Genomic DNA, 16,504 nt, shown 5'->3' on the forward strand with positions numbered 1-16,504 from the left:
ACCATTCCTCACCCTTTCACAGCACCCGATGAGATGCCTTTAATAAATTGTTTCTGGAAAATCAGAAATAACACAATCATAGGTGCCGCCGACATTAAACAACCCGCCGCCACCCAGTTCATCTGCGATTGGTACTGCCCAACGAATCTGGACAAAGCCACCGTAAGATTCTGCACATCCTTGTTCTGCAAAATATAGAGCGACATGCCGTACTCGTTCCAGATACCCACCCCTTGTAGAATTACCACTGACGCCGTAATCGGCTTCAGCAGCGGCAGAATCAGCTTGAAGAAAATACCGATTCGGCTCGCACCGTCAATATAACCGGCTTCATCCAGTTCTTTGGGGATCGAACTGATAAAGCCCGTATAAAGAAAGATGGACATCGGCAGTGAGAAGGCAGTCTGAACCAGAATCGCTCCCCATAGCGTGTTCAGCGCATGCATTTTGATCAAAATCATATACAGTGGCACAATCAGCGTCAGCGAAGGAATGATCATACAAGCGATAAAGGTGGTATAGATCGCTTTATTCAGTTTAGACTTGTTTCTCGACAGCGGGTATGAGGCCATGGAAGAGACCAAGATAACAAGTAGTAACGTAAAGACCGTAATAATAATATTGTTCATGAAAGCTGTGCCGAGACCCGCGCTTTTCCAAGCATCCACAAAGTTCGCAAATACAAACTCTTTCGGAATGCTGATCGTCGACTTGTAGTCGGTTACATCCTTCAGTGAGATGTTGATCATCATATAGAAAGGGATCAGCGGAATCAGGCATATGATTAGACTGACAACGGCAATGAAGATTTTCTTGACGGTATTATTCCGCTTCATCAATATTCGACCTCCCGTTTCCGCAGATTACCCAGCACAAGCAGACCGACGACACCGATAATGACGAACATAAAGTTTCCGACCGTTGTGGCATAGCCTGCATCCTGCTGCCCCGAGTAGACGGAGTACATGAATGTGGACAGGGACGAAGTTGTATATCCAGGTCCGCCATTCGTCAAAGCCATGATAATATCGAACAACTTGAGACCGCCGATAAGATTGTACACGACATTAATGGTGATGGCTGGCATAAGCAGCGGCAGGGTAATCGATCTGAACTTAGCAAAAGCAGAGGCACCATCCAGATCGGCCGCTTCATAGTAATCGGAAGATATCGACTGGAGTCCAGTCAGATAGATAATCATCGCCGGTCCAATGAACTGGAACGTATTCACAATAATGATGCTGGTTACAGAGCTGCTCCATTGATTAAGCCAGTTCTTCGGCTCTATGCCGAACCAGGAAATCACTTCATTCATCGTTCCGCCGTTATATTGGAAGAAATAGTACAAGATGTATCCCATAATGAGCGGTGAGACAATAACGGGCAAATACACGATCGTACGGACAACGCCCCGCAGACGGAATTTCATATCTACAAACAGTGCATACAGCAGCCCGAATAAGTTCTGGAAGACGGTACTCAGAATTCCATATAAAAAGGTATTGAAAATGACAAGCCCCATATCTTTATCCGCAAACAGGCGGGCGTAATTTTTCCACCCAATAAAATTCCGTGCTTCAGAGTAACCGTTCCAGTCAGTAAATGAGATCATAATGCCCTGAATGAACGGGTAGGCAATAAAAACAAAGAAAAAGATCAGTGCAGGAATGTACATTACGTTGATGCTTGACTGGGAATGTCTTATCTTTTTGAAGGTGTTCATTCGGCTTTACTCCTCCTATCTGTATTGCTTATCTTTGGCCTGAAATGAAGATACCTTCATCAGTCCCAAAGAGGGAACTTATGAAGGTACGTTATCCATCAAACCTTATTTATCGAGCAACCGGGTATAGCTATCGTTCATGTCCTTGGCAAATTGATCCACGGAGTACGACCCGGTGAACAGCATTTGACCGTATTTGGAGATAGCATCCCACATTCCACTTGGCAGGAAGGCCCGGTCAAAGTAAGGCACAATTCTCGCATTTTTGGAAGCTTCGTAATAAGGCGTCATCTCTCCCAAGTCCACATTGACATCGGTAAAGGCCGAGCGGATATTCGCTTCTTCACAGAGCTGCTTGTTGATCTCTGGCTTGGCAAAATACGCGATGTATTTCTTAGCAGCTTCCATATGCTTCGTGTTCTTCGAGATCCCCCAGGCATCAGTCTCTCCACCAACCAATACAGGCTCATCCTTATCGGAGAAGGTCGGAATTGGGAAGAATCCGATTTTCACATTGGGATTGTATTTCACTGCGGAATCCTTGATTCCAAATCCGGTGATAGCAATAAGCGCCTCATTGTTAGCAATGGCTTTGGCAGTATCGTCATTCTTGGCCGTAAGAATATCCACGTTGACATAACCCTTGGCTTTCATAGTCTGGAACAGCTCGCCAAGCGGCTTATAGTGATTCCAATCGAACGTGCCGTTCTTCAATTCTTCGCCGTAGTTATTGTTGCTGTCTGTCGTAAGCAGTGTGCTGGAGAAAAAATCTACAGCCTGGCCGATCGGCCAGCCGTCGCCACCGCCAATATGGATCGGAACTACTTTACCACCACTCTCGGTTTTAACCTTCTCACACAATGCCAGCAGCTCATCTACCGTCTTCGGCACTTGAAGATTGTATTTCTCAAACAGATCCACATTGTAAGCGATTGCAGAAGTGTCAGAATCAATCGTCATAGACAGCACCCGGCCATCCGCATCCGTTACCTGCTCTTTCAGGGAAGGAATTAAGCGGGGTACCCATTCCTCATTCGAGAGATCGGCCAGTTGGTCGCTGTACTTGCCAATGGCCCAGCCATGTGTTGACCAGATATCCGGCATCTCATCCGATGACATCTTGATCTTCAGGATGTTCTCATATTCCTTACCCGGGGCATTGAAATCAATTTTGATGCCCGGATTCTCGGCTTCGAATTGTCTCGATACTTTCTCCAGAGCGGCTGCACCTTCACCACTACGCTGGGTCCATACGGATAAAGTAATGGTATCTTCCTTACTGGAGCCTCCAGATTCCTTGCTGGAGTTGGAGCTGGAACAGCCGGTAAACAGTGCGGCAGCCATCGTCAGCATCATTGAAACCGCTAACATTCTTTTCAATCTTTTTCCTTTTGCCATCTGTCTGATTTCCCCTTCTGCATTTGTATTTGTAAGGCTTAATTCAATTCTAGGGCAGCCGCAACTGAATGTGCAGATAGCCAATCTACACTCCAGGTGCAAATTTCTATAATATCGGAGGGCTCACTTCGCTCGAAGCTCCGCCCTAAACTCCGAAGGGTAACTTCCACTATGCTCTTTGAACAGCTTGGCAAAATGTTTGGGACTGTTAAAGCCCACTGCTGCCGCTACCTCCTGCACCTGAAGGTCATGTCCAGCCAGCAGTTCTTTGGCCTTAGCAATACGCAGGTGGGTCACATATTTGACGAAGGTGCTGCCTGTTTTTTTATGGAAAAGTGAGCTGAGATAATTGGGCGTGATACTGAAAATCTCTGCTACCCCCGCCACGCCTATATCTTCGGCATAATTCCGCTCAATGTATTCGACGACACGATCAATCATATCCGTACTGCCTTCGGTATCACGGAGCAGTTCCTTCTCTCCACGTTCGAGCAGTTGTCTCCAAGCTGCAGCATCAGGTAGCGACTTTTCACGGGGGTCTGTGCCTGTAGACAACGCATTGTTGAGAAAAGATCCGGCATGATTTCTGGCCTGAATCGGCAGGCTGTCGTACCCTTTATCCAAGAAGCTCCCGATCCCTCGGCTAAACATGACATACCGGTAGTAATCCTTTTTCCTATAAGTGTCAGCAAGCTCCACCAGCGCTCTAGACCATTCCCTCGCTTCCTTGGATAGCGTGCCCACCAGCCCGGATAGCTCCTTCCAGCGGATTAGATCATTGCGAGCCAGCAAAGCCTTTATCAGCAAAGCAGCTTCAATAATAGCGATATGGGCCTCCAGTTCTTGCAATCCGGCGCAAGGTTCGCCTGCCAAGGCATAGAATCCCAGACTACCACCACTCAAGCGTCCCAGCACCTTATTGATTTTGCCATAAGCGCTCTGCATCACCCACTGCTCCGTATGTTCATCTTCCCGGTCCCAGCCAAGCATGATTCCCACCGTACCTCCGGGTACAACGACCAGCGCAGCGCGCAGGCTCCGATTATTCAATTGCTGGACTGCGTTCTCCATCTCCGTATACCAGCCGGTAAGTTCCTCGGAATGTTGCCCCTTCTCCACATACCTGTCCAGTGCAAAAAGGATAGGCACATAGCTCAGTTGCTTCAGCTCATGTCCCTCCGGCAGCGTTCTGAGGCTCAGCGTGCGGTTAAATACAGCCGTCAAATTCTGCTTGAACGTGCTGCAGCGAACCTCGGTCTGTGCCAGCATTCGCTTCCTAATATCAGCCGTAATCAGCTCCAGTTGCTCCGGGGAGACGGGCTTGAGCAAATAATCTACCGCGCCAAGCTGTAGCGCTTTTCTGGCATATTCAAAATCAGCATAACCGCTGATCACAATCCATTGCGTCTCCGGAGACAGACCATAGGCCTGTTGAAATGCTTCAAGACCGCTCATCCGCGGCATCTTGATATCCAGGAACACCACATTCGGCTGAATCTCCCGAATCTTGTCCAGTACCTGGTGACCATTCTCCACCTCAATAATGGAGTACTCCTCCGTCAAAATTTCTTCCAGCATTTTTACCAGCCCGATCCGAACGTAGTACTCATCATCAGCTATGACGATCTTCATCGTTATCATCCTCCAGTGGAATGGTTATTGTAATTCGGGTGCCCACGTTCACCCTGCTCTGAATATTTAAATCGGCTTTCTTATAGGCATATTGAAGTCTGTTCTTCACATTGGTCAATCCCACACCCATCCATTTTGAACCTTCGGTCTGCTCCAGACCGGTGCCAGAATCCTCGATGACAATGACCACACAGCGCTGGAAATGCACAGTTTCTATACTCCCCAAGACCGTCAGTTGACCCGTTTCGCCAAGCGGCTCAATACCGTGCACAATCGCATTCTCCACCAATGGCTGAATCAGCAGTTTCGGGATTTTCATTGGTTCCGCTTCTGGGTCCAGTTGGATGGTGTATTCCAGCCGATTCTGGAATCTGAGCTTCTGTAGATAGCAGTATTGATTCAGCATCTGGAATTCTTCGTTCAGGGTTGTCCAATCGGCCTGCTCTGTCATATAACGCATCATACCAGTCAGTGACAGGATTGCTTGCTCCAGCACCTTGCTGTCGCCCAGACGGTTGATGCCAATCATTGTATTGAGCGTGTTGTATAGAAAATGAGGTTCAATCTGGGATTGCAGCGCCTTATACTCTGCGGATTGCTTGCTCAGAACTGCCCTATATTCACGATTCAACAGGTTGTTCACTTCGCTGAGCATCAAGTTGAAGGAGCTGCCAAGGATGGCTATCTCATCTCTTCCTCTCACTGGGACACGTACATTGAAATTGCCGGTCTCTACCTTGGCCATCACATTCACCATTTTTCGCAGGGGCTTCATCATACGTTGTGACAGAAGCGCCACCAGAAGTACAGAGAAAATCGAGACTAGAACATACACCCCTGTAACTGTGGCCTGCATAACATTAATTCTGTTGATATATTCCGTCTCAGAGACCATAGCCACCATGTTCCAATCCGTCTTCTCAATATGCTGGGTTGTTACACTGTACACCTCGCCGTGATCATCAATTTTGGAGGAATTGCTTTTGTTGCGGAGTTCTTTTAGCATCGTGTCCGATAACGGTTTGTTGGAATAGATCACATTGCCTTGCTCGTCGATAACGGACATAATCGAAGACACATTCAGTTTGATTTTATCCAGTATGACAGACAGCACCCGAGTATCCGCATCCGCCTTAACAACGGCGATTGGCTGTCTTGTATCCAGATCCTTGACCAACTTCACTATAGAAAAAACTTTATCTGCGGCCGGATCTGTCAGATAGTCCTGCTTATGCGAGCTGATGAATACCGTCTTGCCTTCGGCTGCTAACGCTTGTTTGTACCAGGTCTGTTCCGTAAAGGGATAGTCGCTGACCAGCCCACTATTGTTGGTGTACACGGCGAACACGGTCTTTGGAATGAAGCACACTAGCGTCCCTGTTATATCCTTACGCAAATTCTGTGTGTAATTGGGCAGGGTCGTGTTCATCGTTCTTGTGGCTTGCAGCTGCTCTAAGAGAGATACCGTCTTTCCGCTGTCAATCTTCCGAAAAGTGTTAAAAGCATCCATAATGGAATCATTCAGATAAGGCACCACGACGAGTCGCTCCAGATCCTCGATGTACGTGTTCAGGTTAATGAGCGCAGATGAAATCGTAGCCTGCGTGGCGAAATTTATATCATGGGTCATATTCTTGTTATAATAAGAGGGTACGAATAACACGAAGGCTAATGCTGGTATAAGTAGTCCAATTAGCGAGATACCGATCATTTTGAAGCGGACACCGAGGCGGGGTTTCAGGGTTGGTCTCATCGTTGCACCCTCTCCGGCTGGTGATTACTCAGTTGCAGATTTATCCAATTAGTCCTCATCTTGTTTTTCCTCCTTCATCCAGCTTGCCCACCAGGGACAGGGCTCTATTCCAGCATTATAGCAAAATAGTCATGATACTTAGGTCAGAATCTACTTCAGAAGAAACTAAACAACCGTCCCCCGGTAGACTCCGGGAGACGGCCAAAGCGTAGTAATGACATTCTAGTCCTATCCTACTCGAAGGAGTTATTGCGTCGGTCCGTATACCTCAAATTCCCAAATTGAATACCCATAGATCGTAGCTCGGACAGTCCCGTACATACGAACATAACGTGCTTCCACTTCGTTAAAAGTAATCCTCTCTAAACCACCTTTGCCGTTAGTGGTGCTATAAACGTCGCTCCAATTTGCCTCCTGGTTTGGAGCATCGGCTACCTGTATGCGATAACTTTTACCGTACGCGGCTTCCCAGTACAACCTGACTTCATTGATCTTTTTAGTTTCTCCGAGATCCACATAAATCCAGCCTGGGTCCACCCCGCGCTTTGAACCAAAGCGGGTTGTTAAGTTTCCATCGGTCACATACGGTGCGGTGTTCTCAATTCCATCATTGGATGAAGCTACCGCTGGGCGATGGAGCGCCAAATTAATTAAGGGAAGCGGCTCAGTATTCTGAACCGGCTTAATCGTAACTCCGCTGTAATGCTCTTTATTTAGGAAATTCATCTCTTGTAGCGTACGAGCAGGAGTGTTGCTACCAGGCATGTAGACGTTCTCAAACGTCAGATCAGTAATCATGGCTCCTTCCAATCCTTTAATCTTGGCAAAGCTTTCCCCTGCGTCACGGACCGTAATATCTTTTACTGTGACTCCTCGAATGGGTCCCACTCCATGGTTGCCACCATTAACCGTGAACAGGGTCATCCAGGCACTATTGTCTTCGTTACTTCCACTGATGTCCTCGACATCCATTGATTCAAACCTCACATCACTAACGATTCCGGTCCCATATTTATGATGAATAGCGAAGCCCACTGCGGCTTTGTAAACGACTCCGTTTCTGAATACAATATTAGATTGATCTTGCATAACTCCTTGACCAATCTTATAACCATAACATAACGTCCACGCTATCGTATCCTTGAATAACACGTTTTGAACCGGTTCTGGATTCCCCGGCCAAGGAACTTTACCTGAAGCGATGTCTGTGTCCGCTTTCCAGGCTTTCGTAGAAAATGGATCATCCAAGGAAATACCGATCGCATTTTGTACAACTACATCCTGGGATTCGCAAATATCAATGCCGTCATTCTCGCCCATTCCCAGACTATTGAACAATTTCAAATTTGTGAAGGTCAGATCGTTAGAGCGCACCGTAACAACGGCCCAGCCAGATGATTCCCGTATAAGGATACCATCCATGACAAAATTGGAAGTGGCAATGGGAACAACCAGATTATTGATCATTCCTTTACCATTGCTAGTCTTATCATCGTGCAAGGCTTGCCCGTTGCCATCAATCGTACCCCGTCCATATATCCGAATATTTTCGGATTGAAATGCAGTTGAGATCCACCAGGTAGCCGGCCTTCCCATGGAATCCTTAAACCAGTGCTCCGTATAATCCACTGTCTTTCCTGTACCGATGAACGTTGCTCCAGGCTCCATGTAGACAGCAGTATTACTTTTTAATACCAGATTACCAATATAATAAGTTCCGGCCGGTACATAGACAATGCCCTGTTTACCGCCTCCTTGAAGGGTTCCGTATTGGCTGGCATCATTAATTGCTTGCTGAATGGAAGCCGTTCTCGTGCTTACTCCGGTTGCTGGTGTGCCTGAGGACACCACATGATATGGAGCGGATGTAACATTAAAAATGCCTTCTCCGTTTGAGGCGGGAACATCCTTCTCCATCGGATCTGCAGCGATAACCATGCGTGTTTGGCGATTATTCATTGTCACGATCAGGTATTCGTCAGATTGTGTTGTGAAGGTTATCGTCCTTCCCTCTATCTTTTCAGCTTGTATACCGAGCTTCTTTGGACTTATAGAATATTCATGTACTTTATCGGTATTTAAAATCGTTAATTCATACGTAACAGGCCCTTCCGACATGGAAAAATGAGCATAGTCGTAATCACTAAATCCTTTGACAACTGGCACAACGACCCCGTTTGCTTTTAGCGTATAATTAGCCGAGTTAGTATAGCGCACTGATGGTTGATAAGTGCGAATCGTTGCTGGTGCCAAGTGAGTTTCTTCCGCATTTTCTACTCCAGATTGGGCGTTCGAGGTAAGTGTAAAAATGGTAGCAACTAGCATCACCCCCAGAGTAGAGCATAAAAATTTTCTAAACATTGTCATCACATTTGCCTCCTTTATTTTTTTTGAAAGCCCTTTCAAATTAAGTTGGACTGAAATTACAATCCCGCCGGCATGCAATTTCTCCCAGCACAATCATTATAAACTGCATCTATAAATCGAATAATGAGGGTAACTCCACAAAAAGGGCAGATTTCACACATTAATTATGTGAGCATCTGCCCTGAAAGGGAATCATTAATTAACACCATATGTCCTTTTATAAAGATCAAACTGACCACGTATCTTCTTGCTCTTTCAAGTCATCATAACTATCCGTGGTAATGTACTTAGTCCAAAGCGAACAAAAGCATAATGAGATTGATACAAATTGATATCTGGGTCTAGGTCTCTATCCGTCCAACCGACTCTATTTTTAAAACTGTCTGGGCCAACCTTCATTGGTTCACCTTTCACATGATGATGAGGTCCAAGCAAGTTTCTACAACTGCTGGTCAGCTCCAGCTCAATCAGATTCTCTCCTTGTTGGAGATATTCTGAAATATCTGCTTCATAGGGTTCCCATAAAAAGGTACGAACTTCTTGTCCGTTAATTGATAATCTTGTGACAATCGCATTCGGATGTGAGCCGAATTGCCATACCCGTGAAACACTGTCTTCAAAATGTATTGCAACCTTCTGCACAAGTTGAATACTGCCTGCAAAGAACGGTAATCCCTGACAACCTAGATCAGTTATCAAGGAATATTGATGAGGGAGTTCTTCAAGTATAAATGGACCATCTGTATATATAACACCATGCTCGCCATTTTTATAAGGAGATTCCGATTTCACTGCAAAATGTCCAACTAGATACACGCTTTCAAGTTCCGTATCGAATTTCAGCTTATTTCCCTCAGACTCAAAACTTTGAGCACGTTCAATAGCTGCATACGTTTCAGCAGAATTCCAAAAATCCAATGTTAACCTGATGGTATTTCGACCATGCTGAAGGAACCCACTTAGATCAATTTTCTTGAAGGATACATCTCTCCACCAATCACAGCTATGAGATGCTATCTTACTGTCATTAATAAGAATTTGCGCTTTCTCTGGATTTTCCATCACCAGATGCATTTCCCGCACGAGCGCAGGATCAAAGGCGATCTGAAATTCGAATTCCAATTCGACTTGAACAGGATATCCTATCTGAAGCAGTTCTTCTTGAATAAAAATAATAGGCTTAGGTTCCGACCAATCACCATTCTCCAGCCTGTACCTGCAAGTGTCCATCGTCAAGCTATTGTGATCGATATGGTCAATTTCCCATAACTCACTTAGTTCCTGAATGAACCTAGCTGAATTGTCTGTTTGGAGTAGAGTTACCTCATCCGTTTCCAGTTGACCTTTCGTCGGAACTAGTTTGATAACATAGGATTGGGTAGGATACAGAGTCATGTTCAATTTGACGCCGTTACCTACCCTGGTATAGTTAAGTGGCCTGATATCACCACTCTCCAAATCAATTAGGGACACTATACCCCTTCGAGGGAGAGTCACCTCTACATCTGGATAACACTTTTCTCCGGAATTCACCAGGTAATAGAGATAGGAATTTTCTAACTTAAGCGTCTGGATATTGACCATGTCCGATACGATAGGTAGTCCTTCCCTGTCAACGATAGCGATCGATGGAGAAACGGTTCTGGAAACAGATTCTACCAAGGCGTTGCGATTCCAATCGGGTTTTACTGCACCATTCACTAAACGACGGATTTCTTCACCCGGTTGTCCATTGATGAGGAACGGAACGGGTTCCAATACAACTAAGCTTCCTCCATGAAATACAAACTGATGGAGCAATTTCACCGTCATCTCGCTTAAGGTCACACTCGGTGGAACGACAACAACTCGGTAACCTATCTCTCCTACAACAAAAAGATTCCCCTCTACTCTGCCATGACGTTCAATAATTCCCTCGCTTCCATAATCATGCTCGATAAACGATTGGCACAACCAGCGAGAAAGCTGTGCAAATGATTCATGATATTGCTCAACCTGTGATGAGTTAGAACCCTCCAGTTCCACCCAAGCTGTTCGAATGGGATGAAGCAGTAATACCTCAGCTTGCCGTACTCCTTCAACAAGGAGCATGGACAAACGGGCAAAGTAATCATTAAAGTGATAATAGTACCTCCACCAAGGCTGCTGATAAAACAAAGATGGTGGATAATCCCGTTTACGAAGTCCCCTCAGCGTATAAGCTTGCAAGTGTTGACACATTAGATTCATTCCATGAACAAATTGCCATTCCCCGATCCGCTTTAAATCCTGAAAGCTGACATTCCAACCGGAACAGCCGTAACTCTCCGTGATGGCTTGCTTTTTGCCCAACTGGCGAACAACGGAGCTAACTTGCTTAGGAACAACCGGCTCTTCACTCACAGAACGTCCAAGCCAGTCACAACCGGGGATTTGCAAATATTCATAGAAGAGCAGTGGATCGCCCACTGAAGTCGCTTGACTCATAAGGGTTTGCTCGTCTACAACATGACCCGTAGCTAACCATCCCCTTTGCTCGCACCACTCTCCAATTTGCTTGGCGTAGGACTCAGTAAACAAGGTGGTGACACATGACCAATAATCATACCTGACCCTGCGGCAGTCCTTCGTTTCCAAGAACAGAGCTGGAAGTACCTTACGTAGCGAATACCCGTGCTGGTTCTGAAAGGCATCTTCGAGTTCTAACGACCACGGAAGATCTCCGCGTCCAAACTGCGGTTCATCCGTGAATATTCCTTTCAATACAGAGCCGAATTGTTCACCGAACTCCGCCCAGTAAGCATTATAGGTGGAATCAATGAACGCAGCTACAGCCTTTTTGCTTAACGTGTCGATATAATAAGGATTCAACTCGTAATATACTCGAAAGTCAGGTTTGCGTGTGTCGCCAGTAGTAAGCAGATGCAATTCTTCCTCAGACTGGACATAGGAGGCAATTGTCACTCTATTCCCCCGATTAAAAGGAGCCCATTCATAAGCTAACCGCTTCTGTTGATAAGCCACTCCAAGTGCAGGCACCTTTCCGTCAGCAAAACCACTAGGCCAGCCATTTTCATCATAGAGCCATGTTTCCATACCAAGTTCCTGACTTTTCTTGATGCAGATCTGTATAGCCTCCATCCACTCTTTGCCCATGTAAGGAACAGTAAGGCCTCCCCTGGCATGTATAAAAAAACCACCGATTCCCGCACTATGCATTTCTTCGATCTGCCGTACGAGTTCATTGTGATCTAGATCGTCATTCCAGGACCAAAATGGCACCGTACGATAATCAGCAGGAGGATGTTGTAGGAGATCCCATATGGTCATTGTCTTATTCCCTCCTGTTAACCCTTCAGACATAACTGGATCAAATCATCAATATGGGCTGTTGCGAGACATTCAATCGTGTCTGCTGCACCATAATAAATCTTAACCTCACCATCATCTTCGAGTACCATTCCGCCTGGGAAGATGACATTGTTACGGAATCCTCCTTCAATCTCATAGCTAGCTTCTGGAGTCAGCAGCGGATTCTGATACATGCCGATTATTTTTTTGGGATTCTCCAAATCAAGCAACATTAAGCCTGCTGTATACCGTTTCTGCCACGACGTTTCCCATCCGTTCTTGCCTCTTGTAGGGTCAATATCAACGGCATGAAATGTAGTAAGCCATCCCTGCTCTGTCTTGATGGGGGGAGCTGCAGGGCCGATCTTATCATTGGCAAATGGTACATCTTCAACAGCAAGCAGCAAGTCAGAATTTCCCCAGTACCTCAAATCCGGGGATTCTGAAATCCACATGTCAAATCGGTCGACTCCCCCGCGGCTGTAGACTGTGAAAGGCCGTTCAAGCCTCATAAATTTCCCGCCAATTTTCTCCGGAAATAGTACCATATTTCGCAAATCCGGTGTCGACAAGCTCAAAATATCAAACTCTTCAAAATCGTCGGTAACGGCCACACCACCGCGGATGCCATGCTGTGTGTCTACGGCAAAACACATATAGCAGCGTCCGTCAATTACGGTAAGCCTTGGGTCATAGGCACGGATAATTTCTTGGTCATGTAGCTTAAAACACGGCTTCGGTTGCACCTCCCAATGAATTCCGTCATCGCTGAAGGCAACACCAAGATCTGTTGTATGATGAGCCTCAATCGTCTGCTGCTCCAAAGACCCATAGTCGTTTCGAAAAACCATCACATATTTCCCATTGAATTTCGTTACGCCTGCATTGAACACAAGTGCAGTGGGATATGGGACGCGAGAAGCATCTAGAATCGGGTTATTCAGATAACGTTTAATTACAGAACTTGATGCGAGTTTTCCGATATAAGGTGAATTCATTTCCATTCCTCCTGATGATGTTAAGAATACCACTAGCCCTTTAAGGAGCCCGCAGTCATTTGCATAAAGGATTTGTTAGCAAAAATATAAGCAATAAGGATCGGGAGAATGGACAGACACGCCCCCGCCATCATGAAGTGTGTCTGTGAAGCAGCGGCGATTCCGTACTTCAAATTGGCTAGTCCGACGGTCAATGTCTGCAGTTCGGGTTTACTGAGCGTAAACACAAATGGAATCAGGTATTCGTTCCACGCTCCCCGGAAGGCAAACAAGGCACACACTCCTAGCCCAGGCGTAAGCAGCGGAATAATGATTCTCCAGAATGTTCTGCCCGGAGAGCACCCATCAATGCGTGCAGCCTCATCAAGCTCTTTAGGAATTCCGTTCATGAAGCTGAGCAGGATAAAGAATGCCGAAGCATGTGTGCTGATCAGAATCAGAATTACGCCCCACAGCGTATTATGCAGATGAAGTTTAATCATCAGCTCGAATTGAGGTCGAAGAACGACTGCTCCGATCGCTACAAACATAGTAAATGCCTGGATGCTGACGTATAGTTTTTTGCCAATAAAGTCCATTCTGTTCACGACATAGGCTGCCATGGACGAGACAATTAATGTTCCTATGGTTGACGCGACGGCAACAAATACACTATTTAGTGTGTATGTTGAAAAATTCGCCTGTTTCCACGCTTCGATATAGTTGGTGAACTGCCAAATAGCTGGCAGAAAAGTCGCTCCGGCAGTAAGTTCGGCATTCGTTTTAAAGGAACCGAGCAGAGTGATAATTATAGGAAACAGCGTTAGAAATGCTACTATTAACAGAAACGCCCACAGTACGGTATTCCATGCAATTCTCATGAACGTTCCTCCCTTATTCGTTATGACTCATCCGTTTTGATCCATAAAAGTAAAGTATCGTGATGATGCCAACAATAACAGCTGTGACAAAAGCGACAGCACTACCATAGCCAAATTCTTGAATTTGTGTAGATGCCGTGGAACCCGCAGGCGGGAAAAATAATTTATATACATATAAGAACATGACATTGGTTTTTCCAATTGGCCCGCCATCAGTCATCACCATAATACTCTCATAACCTTTTAGCGCATTAATGATGGCTAGCATAATGATCATTTGCATGACAGGGCCCAGCATTGGAATGGTAATGTAACGAAATTGTTGGAATTTGTTTGCCCCATCCAGAGCAGAACTCTCGTACACATCTTCGGGAATATTTTGGAGCCCTGCTAGAAACAAAAGCATATAATTGCCTACCGCCCCCCATACAGCAACGAGGATGATCGTCAGCATGGCATAATCAACGCCCAGCCAATCTATAGCACTGCCGATCAATTTATATTTCAGAAGGAACTGATTGAGGATGCCATTATACGAGTTGAAAATGGTGAAAAATACGACCGCCATAACCGCTGTACTAATGATCGTAGGCATAAATATAATAGCTCTCAGCAGATTTCTCCCTTTAATTTTCCAATTCAGGATAACGGCCAATATCAGAGCGAGCGGTATCGATAGCAGGAGCTTGCCTCCAGCATAAACGAACGTGTTGGATACTGAATCCCAAAACTGATGATCTGTCATTACGCGTTCTAGATTTGCCAGTCCTACAAATCGTGCAGTCCCAAACCCTTTGTAATCGTAGAACATATATCTCATGGCCCACATAATCGGGTAGATGCCCAGAACAATGGTAAGAATATAGCTTGGCAAAAGAAAGCTGTATGAAAAAGCTAGATTCTTTGCTTTATTCATATCCTCTCAACTCCTTGCAATCTCTGTAAGATTTAATGAAAGGATGGAGCGTGCCCCACCCTTTTTAAACACCTCTATTTTATTTTACGTATTTTCCTGCAAGTTCCGCTGGATCGAAATCTGCAATAGGCTCGGCCTTCGCTTCTCCACTCGCAATTGCTGTATCCAAAGCAGCGTTATAACGAGTATTCAAATCGTTGATAATGGTATCCAGATTACCTCCGCTTAGAATGTACTTGACGAAGGCATCGTCAGATTTCATACCGTGTACCGGCACTGTAGGGTAGACCGGCCAGACACCGTCGTATTTGTTCGGCAGGAAACCTTCTATGCCTTTAACTTCCGGTTTCGCTGCAACAGCACTTACTGAAGGGACCATGGATATGCCAAAGCCTTTCTCTTGATATTGTTGAAGAACAGATTCATTATACATATACTCCAGGAACTTCCAGGCTGCTTCCTTATTTTCGGTCTCTGAACTTATTGCCAACCATTGGCCCCCTAAGAACCCAGAAGCACCATTGAAATTTCCGTCAATGGATGGTGCAGGTGCTGCAGCCCAATCAATTTTAGCTGGAAATTGAGATTGGTAGACTCCCGCTTCAGCAGAAAAGGATAAGTACATCCCGATTTTCCCTTCAGCGAATTGGGCGCGCAATGGGTCGATATCAAGCGATTCGACACCGGGCAACATACTTCCGTCATCCTTGATTTGCTTAAATGCTTCCATGATGGGTTTAAAGCCACTATAGTCATATCGAGCTGTCTTAAAATCATAACCATATCCGCCGTAACCACTTACTTCTGCAATAACACGGGCAGATCGGCCCAAGGCACTGGAAGGATTTTTAAAATTCTGTGCGAAACCGTAGGCTCCGTTTGATTTACCCACTTGCGTAATTTTCTTGGCTGCCTCAACCAACTCATTCAGTGTAGTCGGAGGTTGTTCAATACCTGCTTTGGCGAAAAGCTCTTTGTTGTAAATCAGACGCATCGTTGTCCCATAGTTCGGCAAGCTATAGCGTTTTCCATCGAAGCTGTTCAGATCCTCCATGACAGGAAATGTATCTTTCATTTTATCTGTGAGAAACTCGTCAATTGGAGCTAGGAATCCTTTTTTATAGAAGGTCTGTATGGTGTTTTCTTTAACACGAATGACATCCGGTGGTTCCGAGGTCTGAAAAGACATATCCAGCGCTTGATCGAAATCATCTCCCTTGATAACCAGTTCCACTTCGATGTTATCCTTATTGGTTTCATTGAATTTATCGATCGTTTCTTTCACGAACTCAGAATCATGGCGGTCTCCAGTCCAGTAGGTGATCTTGGTTTTAGCAGCTGCGCTTGCTCCTTTATCTGTGGACTTAGGGCTACTGCAAGCCGCTAGGCTTCCCGTGAGCACGATACACAGTGCAGACATAAGAAATTTCTTGTTTAATTTCATTCGTATTACCTCCCCTTTTTATCTGTTATTCTCTTTCTTCTTCATTATAGTTTCTTGTAATCGTTTACATAATGCGGTAAACC

The 16,504-nt window shown here is 45.5% G+C and carries 11 protein-coding genes; all 11 read right to left on the reverse strand.

The window, feature by feature from the left end; genetic code table 11:
* Window positions 1–8: 8 nt before the first annotated feature.
* The gene (locus BLV50_RS07185) at window positions 9–836 is read right to left on the reverse strand and encodes a carbohydrate ABC transporter permease (protein WP_063563760.1); all 828 of its coding nucleotides are present in this window, start codon (window positions 834–836) and stop codon (window positions 9–11) included.
* Window positions 836–1,723 carry a carbohydrate ABC transporter permease gene (locus BLV50_RS07190; RefSeq protein WP_063563759.1) on the reverse strand — a complete coding sequence of 296 codons (888 nt, stop codon included), beginning with the start codon at window positions 1,721–1,723 and terminating at the stop codon, window positions 836–838. Before BLV50_RS07190 ends, BLV50_RS07185 begins: the two co-directional genes overlap by 1 nt.
* Before the next feature lie 105 nt (window positions 1,724–1,828).
* Complete coding sequence (locus BLV50_RS07195) at window positions 1,829–3,094, reverse strand: ABC transporter substrate-binding protein (protein WP_256336381.1); 1,266 nt, start codon at window positions 3,092–3,094, stop codon at window positions 1,829–1,831.
* 150 nt (window positions 3,095–3,244) lie between these two features.
* Entirely contained in the window at window positions 3,245–4,753 is a 1,509-nt protein-coding gene (locus tag BLV50_RS07200; RefSeq protein WP_177031133.1) for a response regulator transcription factor, read from the reverse strand.
* Window positions 4,734–6,506, reverse strand: coding sequence for a cache domain-containing sensor histidine kinase (locus tag BLV50_RS07205; RefSeq protein WP_072733064.1), 1,773 nt, complete (start codon window positions 6,504–6,506; stop codon window positions 4,734–4,736). The genes BLV50_RS07200 and BLV50_RS07205 overlap by 20 nt, the downstream gene beginning before the upstream one ends.
* A 246-nt stretch (window positions 6,507–6,752) precedes the next feature.
* Window positions 6,753–8,873: a galactose-binding domain-containing protein gene (locus tag BLV50_RS07210; protein ID WP_240321321.1), complete on the reverse strand. Its 2,121-nt coding sequence runs from the start codon at window positions 8,871–8,873 to the stop codon at window positions 6,753–6,755.
* A 255-nt stretch (window positions 8,874–9,128) separates the two neighbouring features.
* Window positions 9,129–12,182 carry a glycosyl hydrolase gene (locus tag BLV50_RS07215; protein WP_177031134.1) on the reverse strand — a complete coding sequence of 1,018 codons (3,054 nt, stop codon included), beginning with the start codon at window positions 12,180–12,182 and terminating at the stop codon, window positions 9,129–9,131.
* Between the two features lie 17 nt (window positions 12,183–12,199).
* Window positions 12,200–13,201, reverse strand: a complete 1,002-nt coding sequence (locus BLV50_RS07220) for a glycoside hydrolase family 130 protein (protein WP_072733066.1) — start codon at window positions 13,199–13,201, stop codon at window positions 12,200–12,202.
* A gap of 32 nt (window positions 13,202–13,233) precedes the next feature.
* The gene (locus BLV50_RS07225) at window positions 13,234–14,061 is read right to left on the reverse strand and encodes a carbohydrate ABC transporter permease (protein ID WP_063563753.1); all 828 of its coding nucleotides are present in this window, start codon (window positions 14,059–14,061) and stop codon (window positions 13,234–13,236) included.
* A 13-nt stretch (window positions 14,062–14,074) separates the two neighbouring features.
* On the reverse strand, window positions 14,075–14,977 hold the full coding sequence (locus BLV50_RS07230) for a carbohydrate ABC transporter permease (RefSeq protein ID WP_063563752.1): 903 nt from the start codon (window positions 14,975–14,977) through the stop codon (window positions 14,075–14,077).
* A gap of 79 nt (window positions 14,978–15,056) precedes the next feature.
* Window positions 15,057–16,421, reverse strand: a complete 1,365-nt coding sequence (locus BLV50_RS07235) for an ABC transporter substrate-binding protein (RefSeq protein ID WP_090806726.1) — start codon at window positions 16,419–16,421, stop codon at window positions 15,057–15,059.
* Window positions 16,422–16,504 lie beyond the last annotated feature (83 nt).

The organism is Paenibacillus sp. 276b (genome assembly GCF_900107875.1).
Classification (GTDB): domain Bacteria; phylum Bacillota; class Bacilli; order Paenibacillales; family Paenibacillaceae; genus Paenibacillus; species Paenibacillus marchantiae.

Coding starts and splice junctions, on each gene's coding strand:
- BLV50_RS07185 (WP_063563760.1), bottom strand. CDS start 836: ATGAAGCGGAATAATACCGTCAAGAAAATCTTCATTGCCGTTGTCAGT.
- BLV50_RS07190 (WP_063563759.1), bottom strand. CDS start 1,723: ATGAACACCTTCAAAAAGATAAGACATTCCCAGTCAAGCATCAACGTA.
- BLV50_RS07195 (WP_256336381.1), bottom strand. CDS start 3,094: ATGTTAGCGGTTTCAATGATGCTGACGATGGCTGCCGCACTGTTTACC.
- BLV50_RS07200 (WP_177031133.1), bottom strand. CDS start 4,753: ATGAAGATCGTCATAGCTGATGATGAGTACTACGTTCGGATCGGGCTG.
- BLV50_RS07205 (WP_072733064.1), bottom strand. CDS start 6,506: ATGAGACCAACCCTGAAACCCCGCCTCGGTGTCCGCTTCAAAATGATC.
- BLV50_RS07210 (WP_240321321.1), bottom strand. CDS start 8,873: ATGACAATGTTTAGAAAATTTTTATGCTCTACTCTGGGGGTGATGCTA.
- BLV50_RS07215 (WP_177031134.1), bottom strand. CDS start 12,182: ATGACCATATGGGATCTCCTACAACATCCTCCTGCTGATTATCGTACG.
- BLV50_RS07220 (WP_072733066.1), bottom strand. CDS start 13,201: ATGAATTCACCTTATATCGGAAAACTCGCATCAAGTTCTGTAATTAAA.
- BLV50_RS07225 (WP_063563753.1), bottom strand. CDS start 14,061: ATGAGAATTGCATGGAATACCGTACTGTGGGCGTTTCTGTTAATAGTA.
- BLV50_RS07230 (WP_063563752.1), bottom strand. CDS start 14,977: ATGAATAAAGCAAAGAATCTAGCTTTTTCATACAGCTTTCTTTTGCCA.
- BLV50_RS07235 (WP_090806726.1), bottom strand. CDS start 16,421: ATGAAATTAAACAAGAAATTTCTTATGTCTGCACTGTGTATCGTGCTC.